This is a genomic window from Natronorubrum daqingense (assembly GCF_001971705.1).
In the GTDB taxonomy this organism is placed as follows: domain Archaea; phylum Halobacteriota; class Halobacteria; order Halobacteriales; family Natrialbaceae; genus Natronorubrum; species Natronorubrum daqingense.
The window spans coordinates 1,946,901-1,964,890 of sequence record NZ_CP019327.1 but is presented as its reverse complement, the minus strand read 5'-3'; the positions used below and the strand labels follow the sequence as shown (position 1 = coordinate 1,964,890).

Genomic DNA, 17,990 nt, shown 5'->3' with positions numbered 1-17,990 from the left:
TATCCCGCAGATACCGTCGGGTACTGAACGGCTAGTTCTGTGGGAACTCCTTGTGAAAACCACGGAATTCGGTTCGGTGGGCCTCCTCGTCCGAGAGAATCGACACGGCGACGTCTTCGGTTACCGGATCGTTCGCGTCCGAGGCAGCCTCGTGGAGCGCTCGATAGGTCTCGATCGCGTCGTCTTCGGCCTCGAGGACGCCTTCGATGACCGACTGTACGTCGGTGGTGTCCTCGGGTGGTTGCAGACTCGACTGGCTCGCCTCGAACGCTTCGGAGCCGGGCGGCGAGTGCTCGAGTTGTTTCAACCGCTCGCCGAGCATCCGCGCGTGCTCGAGTTCCTCTTGAACGTCCTCTTCGAGGCTCTCTTTGACCTCCTCGGCGTGGACGCCGTCGAGGACGATGGCGTTCGTCAGGTAGTTCATCACGGTCTCGAGTTCGTCGACGTACGCCTCGGTCAACAGGTCGGTGATCTCGTCGGTCGTCATACCGGCGAGGCTACCACGAGGAACACCAAAGTCGGACCACACGCGCGTGCGTGTTCGATCGAACGGCGAGCAACACGTTCGCGCCGTACACTCTTGTCTCTCCCCTCCCTACCGAACACACATGCGCGACCTCGACGACACCGACCTCGAGATTCTCGAGTTGCTGTTCGCGGACGCGAGACGACCCTACAACGAGATCGCAGACCGCGTCGATCTCACGCCGCCGGCCGTCTCGGATCGCATTTCGCGACTCGAGGAACAGGGCGTTATCCGCGGGTTCACGATCGACGTCGACCGAGAGAAACTTCGGAACGACGTTCCCGTGTTGGTCGAACTCGAGGCCACCCCGGACGCAGTCGACGACGTCTACGTGGCCGCGAGCGAATTGCCGGGCGTCGACACCGTCTTCGAGGGAATGGACGGGCGCATCATCGTCCACGCGACGGTCCCTGACTCGAGGGTTCGCCCGTGGCTCGAGTCCGAACTCGACTTCGCGTTACTCTCGGGGTACGACGTGACGCTGCTCGCTCGCTCGGATCGGTTCACCGGGCTCTCGGCGTCGGGATTCTCACTCGAGTGCGTCGTCTGTGGCAAGCAGGTCAGCGGCGACGGCGTGACGACGACGGTCGACGGCGACGTGAAGACGTTCTGTTGTCCCTCCTGCGAAGCGCGCTATCTCGAGGAGTACGAATCGCATCGCGAGGCGCTCGAATAGGGGTGAACGGTAGTCGGCGGCGACCGACGACAATTGTGGTGTCGTCGACACTAACGACTGATCGGTGCCGACTCGTCCGAATTACACTGCCGAAATTTACGATCAGTGAATTATCCGCCACTACTATCGGAAATGAACTTCTTCGGGCGTATTCTTCTGCGTGTTCTGGTCAACTGTCCACACCGGTGCGCGCGCCAGCGCTCGCTCGAGCAAATCAGTCGAGAGGAGGTCGACTCGGACCCGGATTCCCTCCGTTCTCGAAGGGGTGATAATATCCGTTGGGTAGTTTCAATAGAATATTAGGGCGTTGATGTCTTGCGATTTTCTCTCACGACGACTCGAGCGATCGTGTGAGCGATCTGTCGAACGACGGTGACAGCACCAGAGTTATATACCTCGTCGCACGTCGGTTTCAGATACAATGTCTTCACAAGACAACCCGTCCTCTGACACCAGTCAGGGGGGTCGAGTTCTTCCAGGGCACGTTAGATTCCACTGACGAAATAGAGTCAGCACGTGTTTTCGATACGACCCTCCGGGACGGCGAACAGTCACCCGGTACTTCGTTCTCCTACGACGACAAACGGCAGATCGCGTCCATTCTGGACGATATGGGTACCCACGTCATCGAGGCAGGGTTCCCGGTCAACTCGGACGCCGAGTTCGAGGCCGTTCGTGATATCGCGTCATCGACCCAGACGACGACCTGCGGGTTAGCCCGTGTCGTCGACGGGGACATCGAAGCCGCACTCGATTCCGGCGTCGAAATGGTTCACACGTTCGTGAGCACCAGCGACGTTCAGATCGAGGATTCGATGCACGCGACACGGGAGGAAGTAGCACAGCGCGCAGTCGACTCCGTCGAACGCATCGTCGAGTCGGGAACGACCTGCATGTTCTCGCCGATGGATGCGACGCGGACGGACGAGGAGTTCCTGCTCGAAGTGATCGAAGCGGTCACCGAGGCAGGCGTCGACTGGATCAACATTCCGGACACCTGTGGCGTCGCCACCCCCGGTCGGTTCCGAGCCATGATCGAGAAGGTCTCTGCTCACACCGACGCGCGGATCGACGTCCACACCCACGACGACTTCGGACTGGCCACCGCAAACGCGCTGGCCGGCATCGAAGCCGGCGCGGACCAGGCGCAGGTGTCGGTCAACTCGATCGGCGAGCGGGCCGGAAACGCCGCCTACGAGGAGTACGTGATGGCCGTCGAGTCGCTCTACCAGACCGATACTGGAATCGACACGACGCGCATCACCGAACTCTCCGACATCGTCGAAGAGAAGAGTGCAATGGGAACGCCGGGCAACAAGCCCATCGTCGGCGACAACGCGTTCTCCCACGAGAGCGGTATTCACGCCGCGGGCGTGATCGAAAACTCGGACACGTTCGAACCCGGCGTCATGACGCCGGAGATGGTCGGTGCCGAACGCAAGCTCGTCATGGGCAAACACACCGGCACCCACTCGGTTCGCGAACGACTTCGCGAGCGCGGGTTCGCCCCGTCCGACGAGCAAGTCACGGCGGTCACTCGCCGAGTCAAAGATTACGGCGCTGAAAAGCGCCGGGTAACGGTGGACGACTTAGAGCGATTCGCCGAAGAAGCTGGCGTCGACCGCCAGAGCGAGGAGGAAGAGGAGGTGCGCATCTGAGGCATGTCCACTACGTTTGCTACCGGCCGCGAGCCTCTGCTGTGGCACTCGAGCGGACGCGAAGCGAGTCACAACGACGAGCGGTGTCGCTCGACTCGCAAGCATTATGTTCCTCGAGCGAGCTACAGTATCAATAATGACGGTTGGCACACTCGATTCGGTTCATCCGCACGCAGACGCGGAGAGTGTGCACGCCCCGATTCGTATTGTAGGGGCGACTCTGCCCCTATTCTAGTACCTCGTCGATTCGGTTCGGAATTGGTCGCATCGGATTCACAGCGACACGCAATACAACAGATGACAGCAGCGCATACACCGAACGCACGATCGGTGGGCCCCTCCACCGCGGCGGGAGGTAATCGATGAGCGAACGAGCAACCAAAATACCCCCAGCAGAGACGGAAGCACAGTCCGACGACCATCCCACCGACGGCACACAGACGGATCCGCCCAGCGAGGCCGAATCCGACGCCGAAGCGCCCGCGGAGACGACGCCCGAACCCGTGACGAACGGAGCGCAGTCAGTCGTTCGCGCCCTCGAGAACGCGGGCGTCGAGTACGCTTTCGGCGTGCAAGGTGGCGCGATCATGCCCGTCTACGACGCCCTGTACGATTCGGACATTTACCACGTGACGATGGCCCACGAACAGGGAGCCTCGCACGCGGCCGACGCTTACGGTATCGTCTCGGGCGAGCCGGGCGTCTGTCTGGCTACCTCTGGGCCCGGCGCGACGAACCTCGTGACGGGCATCGCGGACGCCGACATGGACTCGGATCCGATGCTCGCGTTGACGGGACAGGTTCCGACGGAGTTCGTCGGTAACGACGCGTTCCAGGAGACCGACACGACGGGCGTCACGACGCCGGTCACGAAGGACAACACGTTCTCGTCGGATCCGGATCTCGTCGGGAGCGACGTGAGCGAGGCGTTCGCGCTCGCCCGCGAAGGACGACCCGGGCCGACGCTGGTCGACCTGCCCAAGGACGTCACGAAAGCCGAGACTGACTGCGAACCCGACGCGCCGAAGACGCCCGACACCTACGAGGTCCAGACGCACGCGGAGTCGGCCATCGTCGAGGCCGCAGCAGACCGCCTCGAGTCCGCGAACCGACCCGTGATGCTTCTGGGCGGCGGCGTCATCAAAGGCGAGGCCAGCGAGGTCTGTCGCGAGTTCGCGACCGAACACGAGATTCCGGTCGTCACGACGATGCCCGGAATCGGGGCGTTCCCCGAGGATCACGAACTCTCGATGGAGATGGCCGGCATGCACGGCACCGGGTACGCCAACATGGCGATCACCCACTGTGATACCATGCTGGCGATCGGAACCCGATTCGACGACCGCCTGACCGGCGGCATCGACACGTTCGCGCCCGACGCGGAGATCATCCACGTCGACATCGACCCCGCGGAGGTTTCGAAGAACATTCACGCGGATTACCCGCTGATCGGCGACGCAGCAACGGTCGTCGAACAACTGGCCGACGCCGTTCAGGCCTCACCACAGGCCAAAAAGTGGCGCGCGCAGTGCCAGCAGTGGAAATCCGACTACTCGATGGCCTACGACGCACCCGAGGACGAACCGGTCCAACCGGAGTTCGTCGTCGAAGCATTAGACGAGGCTACCGACGACGACACTATCGTCACCACCGGCGTCGGCCAACACCAGATGTGGGCCTGCCAGTACTGGACGTACACCGAACCCCGAACGTGGGTCTCGAGTCACGGTCTCGGGACGATGGGCTATGGGCTGCCGGCCGCTATCGGCGCACGACTCGCGGCCGACGACGACCAGACGGTCGTCTGTATCGACGGCGACGGCTCGTTCCTGATGACGATGCAGGGCCTGTCCGTGGCCGTTCGCGAGAACCTCGACATTACGGTCGCCGTGCTCAACAACGAGTACATCGGGATGGTTCGACAGTGGCAAGACGCCTTCTTCGAGGGCCGTCACTCCGCGTCGAACTACAACTGGATGCCCGAGTTCGACAAACTCGCCGAAGCGTTCGGTGCGGCCGGCTTCCGAATCGACGACTACGACGAAGTCGCCGACACGATCGAGGAGGCCATCGCGTACGACGGCCCGTCCGTGATCGATGTCCACATCGATCCGCAGGCGAACGTCTACCCGATGGTTCCGGCCGGCGGGGACAACGGTCAGTTCGCGCTGACGGAGGACCAACTATGAAACGGGGTCTCGACGGCCCGACCCCGGAGGAGCGACCGACGCCGGCCGGCCGGCGAAACAAACAGGGCATTCGCATCGACCCCGAAGTCGAGGCGAAACGCGAACCTCGACGCACCGTCATTTCGGCGCTGGTCGAACACGAACCCGGCGTGCTCTCTGACGTCTCGGGACTGTTCTCGAGGCGGCAGTTCAACATCGAGAGTCTGACCGTCGGGCCTACCGAGGACGAAGACGAGAACCGTGCTCGAATCACGGTCGTCGTCGAAGAACCCGATCCCGGTATCGACCAGATCAAAAAACAGCTGCGAAAGCTGGTGCCGGTGATCGCCGTGCGCGAGCTCGAGCCCGACGCGATGCGCCGGGAGCTAGCCTTGATCAAGGTCAACGCCGAGCGTCCGGATCAGGTCGCCGCTGTCGCGGATATGTACGGCGCGAAGACGGTCGACTCGAGTCCCGAATCAGCAACGTTCGAGGTGACGGGTGCGCGCCAGAAGATCGACGCGGCGATCGAGACGTTCACCCAATTTGGAATTCGAGAGATCTCTCGGACCGGGTTGACGGCGCTGGCGCGTGGCACGGACGACACGGCCGCGGCCAGTTCGACGGTATCGACCGCCGACGAGGCGAACCAACAACCGAACGCACAACCACAAACCGATGACTGACGAATTCACCACCGACATCTACTACGACGACGACGCAGACGTATCGACGCTCGACGACGAGACCGTGGCCGTACTGGGCTACGGCAGCCAGGGACACGCACACGCGCTCAATCTTCACGAAAGCGGTATCGACGTGGTCGTCGGCCTGCGCGAGGATTCTTCCTCGCGCTCGGCCGCTGAAGCGGACGGCCTGACCGTGACGACGCCAGCCGACGCAGTCAAACAGGCCTCATACGTGTCCGTCCTCGTCCCCGACACCGTTCAGGCGGACGTCTACGAGAACGCCATCGAACCGAACCTCGAGTCGGGTCAAACACTCCAGTTCGCACACGGACTGAACATTCACTACAACCAGATTCAGCCGCCAGAAGGCGTCGACGTGACGATGGTCGCACCGAAGAGCCCGGGCCACCTCGTTCGCCGAAACTATGAGAACGACGAGGGCACGCCCGGTCTGCTCGCAGTCTATCAAGACGAAACGGGCGAGGCAGACGAGCGCGCACTCGCGTACGCGAAGGCAATCGGGTGTACCCGCGCTGGCGTCATCGAGACGACGTTCCGGGAAGAAGTCGAGTCCGACCTCTTCGGTGAGCAGGCCGTCCTCTGTGGCGGCGTCACCTCGTTGGTCAAACACGGCTACGAAACGCTCGTCGACGCGGGCTATTCGCCCGAAATCGCCTATTTCGAGTGCCTGAACGAGCTCAAACTCATCGTCGATCTGATGTACGAAGGTGGCCACTCCGAGATGTGGGATTCCGTCTCCGACACCGCCGAGTACGGCGGCCTCTCGCGTGGCGACCGGATCGTCGACGAGAACGTCCGCGAGAACATGGAAGAGACGCTCGAGGAGATCCAAAACGGCGACTTCACGCGCGAATGGATCGTCGAGAACCAGGCCGGCCGACCGAGCTACACGCAGCTTCGACAGGCCGAAAAGGACCACGAGATCGAAGAAGTCGGCGAGCGACTGCGCGATCTGTTCGCGTGGGCCGATGAAGGCACTGAAACGGACGACGAAGACGAGTCCGTTCGCGTGCAGGCGGACGACTAGGGACTCGAGAACCGCGTTACAACATCAGGAGACGACAATAACATGAGTCAGAACGAGCACACGGATGCGATGGCCGACGTCAGCCACACGAATCCCTACACGGGGAAGACGGCCGGCCAGCTGTTCAGCCGAGGACCGATCGTCGCCGCAGATGGTGGCGAACCGGCTGCGACGCCGTCGGAGTCGACCGACGAGGAAGAGACAGCGGACGGGAACGAACAGACGATGAAAGACGTGACACATACGCCGCCCCAACATGCAGACGACGCGAATCGCGTCTTCGAGCGTGGGCGCAATCCAACCGTAGAGGACGAGGAATGAGCGACGGAACACTGTACGACAAGGTCTGGGATCACCACAAGGTGACGACGCTGCCGACCGGACAGGATCAGCTGTTCGTCGGCTTGCACCTCATCCACGAGGTCACGAGTCCACAAGCGTTCGGGATGCTCGAGGAACGCGACCTCGAGGTCGCCTACCCCGAACTCACCCACGCGACGGTCGATCACATCATCCCGACCGCGGATCAGTCTCGCCCCTACGAAGAGGATGCGGCCGAAGAGATGATGAGCGAACTCGAGGAGAACGTCCGCGAGGCCGGAATCGAGTTCTCGGACCCGAACAGCGGCGACCAGGGAATCGTCCACGTCGTCGGCCCGGAGCAGGGGCTCACCCAACCCGGCAAAACGATCGTCTGTGGCGACAGCCACACCTCGACGCACGGCGCGTTCGGCGCGCTCGCGTTCGGGATCGGGACCAGCCAGATTCGGGACGTGCTCGCGACGGGCACTCTCGCCTTCGAGAAGCAGAAGGTCCGCAAGATCCAGATCGACGGCGAACTCGGCGACGGCGTCGAGGCGAAGGACGTCATCCTCGAGATCATCAGCCGACTGGGCACCGAAGGCGGCGTCGGCTACGTCTACGAGTACGCCGGCGAGGCCATCGAGAACCTCGGGATGGAGGGGCGGATGTCGATCTGTAACATGTCGATCGAAGGTGGGGCACGTGCGGGCTACGTCAACCCCGACGAGACCACCTACGAGTGGCTCGAGGAGACCGACTACTTCCAGGAGAACCCCGAGGAGTTCGAGGAACTCAAACCCTACTGGGAGTCGATCGCGAGCGACGAGACGGCAGAGTACGACGACGTCGTCCACATCGACGCGGACGAACTCGAGCCGGTCGTCACCTGGGGCACGACGCCGGGACAGGGAATCGGTATCACGGACTCGATTCCAGCGCCCGAGGACCTGCCCGCTGACAAGGAGGCCACGGCCGAACGCGCACAGGAGCACATGCGCGTCGACCCCGGCGAGACGATGGAGGGCTACGACATCGACGTCGCCTTCCTCGGTTCCTGTACGAACGCTCGCCTACCGGACCTGCGTCGCGCGGCCGAAATCGTCGAGGGCCGGCAGGTCGACGACGACGTTCGCGCACTGGTCGTCCCCGGCAGCCAACGCGTCCAGGAGACCGCAGAGAAGGAAGGGCTCAAAGATACCTTCGAGGAGGCCGGCTTCGAGTGGCGCAACGCCGGTTGTTCGATGTGTCTGGGCATGAACGAGGACCAACTCGAGGGCGACGAGGCCTGTGCTTCCTCCTCGAACCGCAACTTCGTCGGTCGGCAGGGCAGCAAGGACGGACGCACCGTCCTGATGAACCCGCGGATGGTCGCCGCGGCCGCGATCAACGGGGAAGTCTCTGACGTGCGCGACCTGAAGGGGGTGCAGACGGCATGACTGGAACTGACGAGGTCGAAATTCCGGAAGTCGAGGCCGTCTCCGGCTCGGGCGTTCCGATCCGGGGCAACGACATCGACACCGACCAGATCATCCCCGCGCGGTTTATGAAGGTCGTCACGTTCGACGGACTCGGCGAGTTCGCGTTTTTCGACGTCCGATTTGACGACGACGACAACCAGAAGGAACACCCGTTCAACGAGGATCGATTCCAGGACTCTTCGGTGATGGTCGTCAACAGCAACTTCGGCTGTGGCTCCTCGAGAGAGCACGCGCCACAGGCCCTGATGCGCTGGGGAATCGACGCGATCATCGGCGAGAGCTTCGCCGAGATCTTCGCGGGTAACTGTCTGGCACTCGGTATTCCAACCGTCACGGCAGACAGCGAGACCATCGAGGAGCTCCAGGAGTGGGTCGATGCGAATCCCGACGGCGAGATCGATATCGACGTGGGAGCCGAGGAGGTAACCTACGGCGGAGAGACGATCGACGTTACCGTCGACGACGCCCAGCGCAAGGCCCTCGTCGAGGGCGTCTGGGACACGACGGCGCTGATGAAGTCCAACGCCGGTGCGGTCAGCGAGAAGGCACGGGAGCTGCCGTACGTCACCGACGACGCGATTCCGGAAGCCGAATAGATTCGAGCGACGGACTCGATACTCGCTCGAGTTCGTCCGTCATTTCCTTTTCACCGTTCTCGCTTTCACCGTCGTTTTCACCGCTGTTCGCGTCCGCTCGAGCGAGCGCCTCCGTCTGTCACACTCAGTGGTAGCACGCCGAAACCGGCAGAACGAGGCACCCACCGACATCGATTTCGGCCGACCGCCCAAATAGCGCGTGTGTCTCGGAACGCTGATGTCGCGTTGTTCCTGTCGTTGGCCGTTCTCTGGGGACTCTCCTTCCCGGCGATTTCGATCGGTCTCGAGTCGCTTCCGCCGTTGCTCTTCGCCGCCGTGCGCTACGATATCGCGGCGGTGTTGTTGCTCGCCGTGGCCGTCTATCGCGTCGATGACTGGCGGCCGAGCGCGCGAAACGACCTGGCGGCGATTGCCGGCGGCGGCGTCTTCCTCGTCGCGGGCAACGGACTGCTCTTTCTCGGCCAGCAGACCGTCCCGAGCGGCGTCGCCGCGATCCTGCAAGGGCTCGTGCCGATCGTCACCGCGTTGTGGGCGATCCCGCTGCTCGGTGAACGCCTCTCGGGGGTCGGCGCCGCCGGCGCTGCAGTCGGCTTCCTGGGCGTCGGGCTGATCGTCCAACCCGACCCTGGAAATCTGCTGGCCGGCGATACGGCCGCGCGGCTGCTCGTCGTCGGACAGGTCTGTAGCGTCGCACTCGGCGGCGTCCTGATCCAGCGCGCCGGACCGACGCTCCCACAGCTCCCGCTGGTCGGCTGGTCGATGCTCGTCGGCGCCGTCGTCCTCCACGTCGTGAGCCTGGGCACCGGCGAGTTCCCGAGCGCTGACGTGCTCGACGCGGCGTCGCTCGGCGCGCTGCTCTACCTCGGAATCTTCGCGACTGCGATCGCCTTCGTGATCTACTTCTCGATCCTCGAGACCCACGGTGCGTTCGAGGCGGCGCTGATCGGGTATCTGGTACCCGTTGTGGCGACGGTCGCCGGCGTCGTCGTGCTCGGCGAGGAGATCAGCGCGTTGACGATCGGCGGATTCGCGCTGGTCGCCGTCGGGTTCGTCCTGCTCAAGCGGCGTGCGATTGCTGAGGCAGTAGGACTCTCGAGCGGTCTCGGATACGCTTGAGCGGCGTGTCGTCGATTTTCGCCTCGGTAGCGCTCACGATAGCGCGTTTTTCTCCGCACGTCCGAACGTCGAGCGGTGCTCCACTCGAGTTCGGATCGCGGTATCGATACCCTCTTTTTGTACCCCGCGAGATGGTTGCACATGACTCACGAAATCGCCGTCATTCCGGGCGACGGAATCGGGAAGGAAGTCACGCCAGCCGCCGTCGACGTACTCGAGGCACTCGAGATCGACTTCGAGTTCGTCGAGGCCGACGCGGGTGATTCGCTAAAAGAAGCGACCGGCGAGGCGCTGCCACAGGAGACCTACGACCTCGCGGCGTCGGCCGACGCGACGCTGTTCGGTGCGGCCGGCGAGACGGCGGCGGACGTCATCCTCCCGCTTCGGGACGCCGTGGACTCGTTCGTCAACATCCGTCCCGCGAAGGCGTACCCGGGGATCGACGCCGTTCGTCCCGAGACGGATCTCGTCTTCCTGCGCGAGAACACCGAGGGCGTCTACGCGGGTCACGAGGATCGACTCACCGAGGACGTCGCGACGCTGACGCGCGTCGTCACCGAGTCGGCTTCGGCGGAGCTCGGCGAGTTCGCCTGCGAGTACGTGTCGGAGTCCGACGACCACGACGGCTTCACCATCGTTCACAAAGCGAACGTCATGCGCGAGACGGACGGCGTCTTTCGGGACACCATCAAATCGGTCGCCGACGAGAACGGCGTCGAGACCGACGAGGTGCTGATGGACGCCTTCGCGACGCGCGTCTGTCTCGAGCCCGAGCAGTTCGACGTGATCGCCTGTCCGAACCTCGCGGGCGACGTGCTTTCCGATCTCGCCGCCGGCCTCGTCGGCGGCCTCGGCTTGCTCCCATCGGCGAACGTCGGCTCCGAGCGCGGGTTGTTCGAGCCCGTCCACGGCACCGCACCCGACATCGCCGGCGAGGGCGTCGCGAACCCGGCTGCGACGATCATCTCGGCTGCGATGATGCTCGAGTTCCTGGGCTACGACGAGCAGGCCCACGCGGTTCACGAGGCCGTCGAAGCGACGCTCGAGGAGGGGCCACGAACGCCCGACCTCGGCGGCGACGCGTCGACCGACGACGTGACGGACGCGATTATCGAGCGACTGTAGTCGAACGACTCTCGTTTTGGTTATTGGGGCGGATTCGCTTTTCTGAGTCGGCGCTCGCTCACGACGGATAGCGAAGCGGGCAGGAGTGGTTGAGTGGGGCAGGGTATTCCGGTGGTATCAACAGTAAAGTCACTGCGTCGTCTCTGTGGTGACAATTCACCCAATGACGAGCGCGAATTTCGGCCGGATCGTCGAGGACGAACCGCTTTTTGGAGCCTGTCGGCCCGGCCACCTCGGGGGCGACCTCGAGGAGTGGCGCGAGATTCTCCGGACTCGTAACGTCTCCGGCGTCGTCTGCTTACTCTCCGAGCGCGAGGCGGGTCGGTGGGGTTGTCCGGCGGCGTACGACGACGCGTTCGAAACCGCCCACGTTCCGATTCGAGACCGTCACCTCCCCGATCTCGAGCGCCTCGAGAGTGCCGTCGATATCCTCGGTCGGCAGACGGCTGCGGGCGAGAACGTCGCGATTCACTGCAACGCCGGCCTCGGTCGGACGGGGGTCGTCGCCGCCGGCTGGCTGGTCGGTGATCGAGGATACGCGCCCGAGGCCGCGCTCGAGGCCGTCGAGACCAGGCCGTGGCCACGGGCACCCAGAGAGGCGATTCGGGACGGAAACGCGACCGAAGCCGAACTGCTCGAGTTACTCGACCGACTGTAAAGGCCGGCGCTCTGCCGGACGGAACGTTATCAGGGGGCACGTGGTACCGCGGGTATGACACGAACGCGAGACGATACCCTCGAGGGGGTTGCCTCACGCAGCGTCACGACCGACCGTCTCGAGACGCACTACCTCGAGTCTGGTGGGGGAACTGGAGCCGGGGAAACGGGCGGCGAACGCGAAGCGGTAGACACCGATTCGACAGTCGTCTTTCTCCACGGAAACGTCTCTTCCTCGCGATTTTTCGAAGACGTCATAAGTTCGCTGCCGGAGCGGTATCGAGCCATCGCACCCGACTTGCGAGGCTACGGCGATTCGGAGACGAAACCGGTCGACGCCACTAACGGGCTGGGCGATTTCGAGGCCGACCTTCGGGCGTTGGTTTCTGAACTCGACCTCGGGACACCGTTCACGCTCGTCGGGTGGTCCAACGGCGGCGGCGTCGCGATGCGATACGCGATCGACAACCCCGGGGACGTGGACTCGCTCGTACTGGTGAACCCTCTCTCGCCGTACGGGTTCGGCGGGACGAAAGGCGAGGACGGAACGCCCTGCTTCGAGGATTACGCCGGCTCCGGCGGGGGGCTCGGAAACGACGCGTTCGTGAGCGGACTGGCGGATCGGGATCGAAGCGAAGGAGGCGAGGCCTCGCCGCGAAAGATTCTGCGGACGTACTACGTCGCTCCGAGTCACACGTTCGATACCGAACGCGAGGAGTCGTACCTGACGGGGATGCTCGACACCGTCACCGGTGCGGAGAACTACCCCGGAAACGCGACGCAGAGCGAGAACTGGCCGGGCGTCGCCCCCGGAGACGCCGGCGTCAACAACGCCATCTCGCCGAAGTACTGTTCGCTCGAGCAAATTACCGACATCGACCCCGACGAGAAACCACCCGTGCTCTGGCTACGCGGCGATTCGGACCAGATCGTCTCGAATGAGTCGCTGTTCGACGTGGGCACGCTCGGACGGATGGGAACGGTTCCCGACTGGCCCGGCGAGGAGGTGTTCCCGCCCCAGCCGATGGTCGACCAGACGCGCGCGGCCCTCGAGGAGTACGCCGACGCCGGCGGCGAGTTCGAGGAGGTTGTCTTCGGCAAGACGGGCCACGCGCCACACGTCGAGGTTCCCGGTGACTTCCTGAACCGACTCGAGTCGGTTCTGTAGCGAGGAATGCTCGCGGTGCTGTAACGCGGAACTGCTCGCGACCGGGCGAAGTTAGGCGTCGCTGGCCTCGAGCGACCAGTCGCCGTCCGCTTCGACGTTGATCCAGACGGTTCCGCCGGCACTGAACGAGCGCGAACTGTCGAAGGATCCCGTGTCGCTCACGATCGATTCGCTGGCGCCGTCCGCGTCGTAGCCGTCGACGAGGAACTCGCCGTCGCCGTCGTGAGCCACCTCGAGTCGAACGTCGTCTTCGGCCCAGATCGGCCCGACGAACGACGAGCCCGTTCCGCTGGCCTCCACGCCGAGTTCGTCGAGGTCGTCGGCGTGAACTTCCGGTTGCGAGAGGTCGATAGTCCACTCGCCGTCGGCCTGGATCTCGAGGCCGTAGGAGCCCTCCTCGACCGCTGCGATCGACTCGCCGGCCGTGTTTCCGTCGGTGGTCACCAGCGTCACGTCGCTTCCGCCGCCGTCTGCTACCAATTCGACGACGAACTCGTCGTCGCCGTCGTGCGTGAAGCTCGCGGAAGCGACGCCTTCTTCGAGGTCGACTCCTGATTCGGTCGTCGAGCCGGTGTCGTCGAACTCGTAGGCCTGGCCCTCCTCGAGGATAGTGCCGTCCGGTCGGCCGTCGTCGTGGTCTTCGTCCTCCTCGTCGCTTTCGTACGTCCCGTCGACGAGATCCGAGGGCGTGATGACGTCGAGTCCGCGGTGTTCGATGTGGTTGAGCAGGTGCTCGAAGTCGTCGAGGGACATCCGATTCTCGTCGACGTCGACGTCCTCCTCATCCACGATTCGCGGGACCTCCATGACGGTCAACTGGTTGTACTGATCGGCGAGGTTGATGTGTCGCCGAACGCCGTTGTGGAGCGCCGGTCCCCAGATGAGCGGAATCGTATGCATGCCCGTCGGCGGGACGCCGCTCGGACAGGAGCCAAAGAGAAAGGCCGAGTCGTGAACATCCCTGGCAACCTCGACGGTCGTCTCGTCCATTCGGTCGTCGGGAACGAACAGGTGTCTGGCACCGTCTTCGAAGCCGTTATCCTCGAGCGAGTCGCGATTCGTCTCGAGAACGTCCCGCTGGCGGTCCTCGGGCATTTCGGGCAGCGGGGTCGAAATTTGGGGATGCGAACAGACGTCCCAGCCGCGATCCTGGAGGTCCTGTAGCTCCTCGAGGCCCATCCGTCCGTCCGCACCGATCTGGTCGGGACTCATCGGCACGGCCGCCGTCCAGTCGCGCTCCTCGAGCATCTCCGCGGCAATATCGTAGTGGGAGTCGTAGCCGCCGTAGAATGCGAGGATGGCTTTCCCGTTGTCGGCCGCCTCCGTCCGTCGGAGGTCGTCGACGAGCATCCGCGTCTCGCCGTCTTCCGAACCGACCGCAACGACGTTGATCCGCGTGACGTTCGAGAGATCGGGTTCGCCCTCGGGTTTGTGCTCGTAGCCACAGTCGAGGCGGAACCAGCCCTCGTAGCCGTCCGGTACCGTTCTGACGGTGTTGAGACGCGCGTCTCGATCCGGCGCGAGGAATTCGACGACGATCTGGTCTGCCGCCTCCGGCTTCACGGCCAGCGAGACGTCCCACTCCTCGAGGTCGATCCCGTCGAGGCGCATGTCGATTCTGGCCTCGCGACCGTCGCTCTCGACGACGGCCGCCTGTGAACCGATTCGCGCCTCGTCCTCGGCCGCCGAGAGTTCGCTGTTCTGTGGGAACCACTCGTCGAGATCCTCGAAATCGGAGAGCTGTTCGCCCGCCTCGATCGCAGGCCACTGTGCGGAGCCATCGCCGCTCGAGTCGCTCCCTGAGTCGTCAGACCCCTCGCCGTCTGCGTCGTCACCGGACCCCTCGTCGGACAATATGTCCGTGCACCCTGCAAGCGCGGCCGACGCCACGCCGACTGTGCTCAAGAGCCATCGTCGCGACGGGCCGCGTGAGTCGTGTTCCTTGTTCATGCTATCCGTATCTCTCCGCTGGCGCCACGGCTACTTGTTAATAGAGTGGATAAACCGTTCCCCGCCCAAAATCGACGTGCACGCCCGCATTCGCGGGGCTTATTGGTTCGATAACTAACCGTTTCATGCCGCTCGACGGCCGTGAACTGAACGAAAATTTCTCGCTCGCAACACTCACCAGCGACTGAGCCAATCCCCTCAGACGACGTCGAGCGTCGATCGGTCGGCACCGGCGAGCGCGACGACCGCGTCGGCCTCGAGCAGGTGACACTCGCCCGGGACGACGAGCAAGTGCAGCGGATCGCCGAACTCCCGCGTCGAGAGGTCGCTCATCGTACCCGCTTCGACGAGCGGGTCCGGACTCCCGGCACGTGCCACGACGACCCCGACGAGGTCCGGGTACTCCTCGGCGAGAAGCTCCGCGCCGATATCCGCGGTCATGTACTCGTCTTCGTCCGCTCGCTCGTGGCCCACCTTGATATCGAGATAGACCACGGTGTGGAGGCCATCCTCGCGATTGTCGTCGATGGTGTTGGTCACGCTTGCCGGGAGGCCGTCGGCTCCATGGGCGTAGGGAAAGGGGAGCGTCGTCGCCTTCCCGAAGCGGTAGTTTTGCAGGCCGGTGAGCGAACTCGTCGCCGTCTGGGCCGTGATCCCGTGGATAACCCGCGTCTCGATGCCTCGCTCGTGAGCGCGCAGGCGGAGGTCGACGTGCGTCGTCGAGATCATCGTGTCGCCAGCAGTCAGGAAGGCGACGTCCTCGGTTTCGGCTCGCTCGAGGATGTCGTCCGGGTGTTGCTCGACTCCGGCCCGGTCACGAACCTCGATGTCGACATCGTGGGTGGACTCGAGGTCGGCGACGGTCGTCCCGATGAGTTTGCTGGTGTAGAACTCCGCGTAGGCGCGGTCGGCGTCACGTAGCGCTTCCTGGCCCTCGACGGTGATCGATCGCTCGTCGTAGAGGCCGAGGCCGATGAAGGTGAGCATGCGTTCGTGTAGTGAGAGCGGCGGGAATACGCTTTCGAGACGGGTATCGAACGCTGGTCCGGAGTGGTACGCCGAACGATCGTCACAACGAAATGTGCGAGGTTGAGTCCGGATCGTCGTCATCGTCGATGCCGCCCTCGTGTGCGAACGTCACGTCGTCGTCGGTGAGAAAAACCGTCCCGTCGGTGTGGACCGTAATATCGACCGCGGGGAGCGTCGTGTTGGCCGCTTCGCCGTTATCACAGTGACCCGAACAGGAGTCGAACATCGAGCCGTGGCGGGGACAGACGATCTGCCCGTTACGAATCGGCGCGCCACGGCCGGTATCGAATCGTTGAGATTCGTGCGTACAGCGGTTGACCCAGGCCTCAACCCCATCTTCGCAGGGAACGAGAATCACCTCTTCTTCGTCGCCGAACCGGTCGCTCACCGTGAACAGCCACGAGCCCTCCTCGTGGACCGTGTCGACGGTCGTGAGTTGCTCCATGCCAGTGACTATCGCCGGCTACCTGAAAACTGTTCACGGAACGGACCAGCGGCGAGTGCGCGAGTCCAAAAACGTCACCGTTACGGCGGCCCGTCGGAGAGTAGCGGTATGGAAGTGCCGTGCGTCCGCGTCCCGCGAGAGGAGGGCGAAGCGACGCGTCGCCAACTGGCGGAGGCGGACCTGATCGACGACGAGTACGAAATCTCGGTCGCGGAGGGTGACCTCTACGTTCCGGTCGTCGATCCCGAAGCCGTCTCCGACGACCTCGAGGTCGTCTCCCGACCCGTCTCCGAACGCGAGACGCAGACGACGCCCGCGGACCTGCTGGGATTCGAACCGTCCTACGAACGACTCGGAACTGCCGCCTTACTCGACGAAGACGACGACGAACGCGCTCGAGCGATCGCAGACGCCGTCGTCGAATCGGATCTCCCCCTCGAGACGGTGGTGAACAAGGCCTCGAAGGTCAAAGGCGAAACGCGGGTGCGCGACTGGGATCTCCTCGCCGGCGAGGACACGACGGTCGTCCACCGCGAGTACGGCTGTGAGTTTGCGCTGGATCTCTCGGACGTCTATTTCTCGCCGCGACTCGCGACCGAGCGCCATCGGGTCGCCGAGCAGGTAGGGGAGTTACGACGTGCGTCGGTGGATGAGAACGGGGCAAAGCGCGAACGAGCCTTAGACATGTTCGCCGGCGTCGGGCCGTTCGTGATCCCTTTCGCCAAACGCGGCGCGGAGTGCGTCGGCGTCGATATCAACGAGACCGCGATTGAGTACCTGCGCGAGAACGCGCGTCGGAACGGCGTCGAGGATCGCGTGACGGCGATCTGTGAGGACGTGCGCGAGGTCGCAGCCGAGTACGAGAACTGGGCTGACCGTCTCGTCATGAACCTGCCCCACAGCGCGGACGACTTTCTTGAGTCCGCCGTTACCCTCGCGAGCGACGACTGCGTCATCCACTACTACGATATTCAGCACGAAGACGACCCGTTTGGGCCGGGCGAACGAGCGATCCGCGAGGCAGCCGAACCCGACTACGAGGTCGGAGTCGAGACGGAGCGCGTCGTTCGCTCCTACGCGCCACACGAACTCAACGTCTGTCTCGACGTTCGACTCGAGCGATAATCGGGCTCGAGTCCGACCGCGAGAACCGATCGCACGACAGCGCCGATTCGCAATCCTTATGGCTGACTTCGGCCCTACGATAGAATGCGCGTTAGTGTCGAGGCGACGACGCCGATGCGTGGCACGCGAACGCGCCGGTGTAGCTCAGACTGGCAGAGCGAATCCTTCGTAAGGATTAGGTCGAGGGTTCAAATCCCTCCACCGGCTTCGGACGATTCCTTCAATTTCCCCCG

Annotated in this window: 17 protein-coding genes and 1 tRNA gene; 14 read left to right on the top strand and 4 right to left on the bottom strand. The window is 63.7% G+C overall.

Annotated elements, in window-relative coordinates; genetic code table 11:
- Positions 1 to 31 precede the first annotated feature (31 nt).
- The gene (locus BB347_RS09510) at positions 32 to 487 is read right to left on the bottom strand and encodes a ferritin-like domain-containing protein (RefSeq protein ID WP_076580905.1); all 456 of its coding nucleotides are present in this window, start codon (positions 485 to 487) and stop codon (positions 32 to 34) included.
- 121 nt (positions 488 to 608) lie between these two features.
- Between BB347_RS09510 and BB347_RS09505 the strand changes: the two genes are divergently transcribed.
- The 12 genes from BB347_RS09505 to BB347_RS09450 all read left to right on the top strand — a co-directional run bounded on the left by BB347_RS09505 (position 609) and on the right by BB347_RS09450 (position 13,208).
- Complete coding sequence (locus BB347_RS09505) at positions 609 to 1,202, top strand: winged helix-turn-helix transcriptional regulator (protein ID WP_076580903.1); 594 nt, start codon at positions 609 to 611, stop codon at positions 1,200 to 1,202.
- A gap of 416 nt (positions 1,203 to 1,618) precedes the next feature.
- Positions 1,619 to 2,860, top strand: coding sequence for a homocitrate synthase/isopropylmalate synthase family protein (locus BB347_RS09500; protein ID WP_170872003.1), 1,242 nt, complete (start codon positions 1,619 to 1,621; stop codon positions 2,858 to 2,860).
- Positions 2,861 to 3,222: 362 nt separating this feature from the next.
- Complete coding sequence (ilvB, locus tag BB347_RS09495; protein WP_076580901.1) at positions 3,223 to 5,049, top strand: biosynthetic-type acetolactate synthase large subunit; 1,827 nt, start codon at positions 3,223 to 3,225, stop codon at positions 5,047 to 5,049.
- Positions 5,046 to 5,714, top strand: coding sequence for an acetolactate synthase small subunit (gene ilvN / locus BB347_RS09490; protein WP_076580899.1), 669 nt, complete (start codon positions 5,046 to 5,048; stop codon positions 5,712 to 5,714). The genes ilvB and ilvN overlap by 4 nt, the downstream gene beginning before the upstream one ends.
- Positions 5,707 to 6,765 (top strand): ketol-acid reductoisomerase, encoded by a 1,059-nt coding sequence (gene ilvC / locus BB347_RS09485; protein WP_076580897.1) that lies wholly within the window; start codon positions 5,707 to 5,709, stop codon positions 6,763 to 6,765. The genes ilvN and ilvC overlap by 8 nt, the downstream gene beginning before the upstream one ends.
- 42 nt (positions 6,766 to 6,807) lie before the next feature.
- Positions 6,808 to 7,086, top strand: a complete 279-nt coding sequence (locus tag BB347_RS09480; protein WP_076580895.1) for a hypothetical protein — start codon at positions 6,808 to 6,810, stop codon at positions 7,084 to 7,086.
- Positions 7,083 to 8,504 (top strand): 3-isopropylmalate dehydratase large subunit, encoded by a 1,422-nt coding sequence (leuC, locus tag BB347_RS09475; RefSeq protein WP_076580893.1) that lies wholly within the window; start codon positions 7,083 to 7,085, stop codon positions 8,502 to 8,504. Before BB347_RS09480 ends, leuC begins: the two co-directional genes overlap by 4 nt.
- Positions 8,501 to 9,142: a 3-isopropylmalate dehydratase small subunit gene (gene leuD / locus BB347_RS09470; RefSeq protein WP_076580891.1), complete on the top strand. Its 642-nt coding sequence runs from the start codon at positions 8,501 to 8,503 to the stop codon at positions 9,140 to 9,142. The genes leuC and leuD overlap by 4 nt, the downstream gene beginning before the upstream one ends.
- Before the next feature lie 201 nt (positions 9,143 to 9,343).
- Positions 9,344 to 10,258, top strand: coding sequence for a DMT family transporter (locus tag BB347_RS09465; RefSeq protein WP_076580889.1), 915 nt, complete (start codon positions 9,344 to 9,346; stop codon positions 10,256 to 10,258).
- A gap of 141 nt (positions 10,259 to 10,399) precedes the next feature.
- The gene (locus BB347_RS09460; protein ID WP_076580887.1) at positions 10,400 to 11,383 is read left to right on the top strand and encodes an isocitrate/isopropylmalate dehydrogenase family protein; all 984 of its coding nucleotides are present in this window, start codon (positions 10,400 to 10,402) and stop codon (positions 11,381 to 11,383) included.
- Positions 11,384 to 11,546: 163 nt separating this feature from the next.
- A complete protein-coding gene (locus BB347_RS09455) occupies positions 11,547 to 12,041 on the top strand; it encodes a protein-tyrosine phosphatase family protein (protein ID WP_076580885.1) in 495 nt (164 codons plus the stop codon).
- A 54-nt stretch (positions 12,042 to 12,095) separates the two neighbouring features.
- Positions 12,096 to 13,208 carry an alpha/beta fold hydrolase gene (locus BB347_RS09450; RefSeq protein WP_076580883.1) on the top strand — a complete coding sequence of 371 codons (1,113 nt, stop codon included), beginning with the start codon at positions 12,096 to 12,098 and terminating at the stop codon, positions 13,206 to 13,208.
- 51 nt (positions 13,209 to 13,259) lie between these two features.
- Here BB347_RS09450 and BB347_RS09445 read toward each other — a convergent pair whose 3' ends face one another.
- From BB347_RS09445 to BB347_RS09435, 3 genes are all read right to left on the bottom strand, one after another.
- Positions 13,260 to 15,158 carry a polysaccharide deacetylase family protein gene (locus tag BB347_RS09445; RefSeq protein ID WP_076580881.1) on the bottom strand — a complete coding sequence of 633 codons (1,899 nt, stop codon included), beginning with the start codon at positions 15,156 to 15,158 and terminating at the stop codon, positions 13,260 to 13,262.
- Between the two features lie 198 nt (positions 15,159 to 15,356).
- Entirely contained in the window at positions 15,357 to 16,145 is a 789-nt protein-coding gene (dph5, locus tag BB347_RS09440) for a diphthine synthase (RefSeq protein WP_076580879.1), read from the bottom strand.
- A gap of 82 nt (positions 16,146 to 16,227) precedes the next feature.
- On the bottom strand, positions 16,228 to 16,632 hold the full coding sequence (locus tag BB347_RS09435) for a Rieske (2Fe-2S) protein (RefSeq protein ID WP_076580877.1): 405 nt from the start codon (positions 16,630 to 16,632) through the stop codon (positions 16,228 to 16,230).
- A gap of 108 nt (positions 16,633 to 16,740) precedes the next feature.
- Between BB347_RS09435 and BB347_RS09430 the strand changes: the two genes are divergently transcribed.
- Both BB347_RS09430 and BB347_RS09425 read left to right on the top strand, forming a co-directional pair.
- Positions 16,741 to 17,757 (top strand): class I SAM-dependent methyltransferase, encoded by a 1,017-nt coding sequence (locus BB347_RS09430; RefSeq protein WP_076580875.1) that lies wholly within the window; start codon positions 16,741 to 16,743, stop codon positions 17,755 to 17,757.
- A 133-nt stretch (positions 17,758 to 17,890) separates the two neighbouring features.
- Positions 17,891 to 17,964 (top strand) — tRNA-Thr (locus tag BB347_RS09425).
- Positions 17,965 to 17,990: the final 26 nt, after the last annotated feature.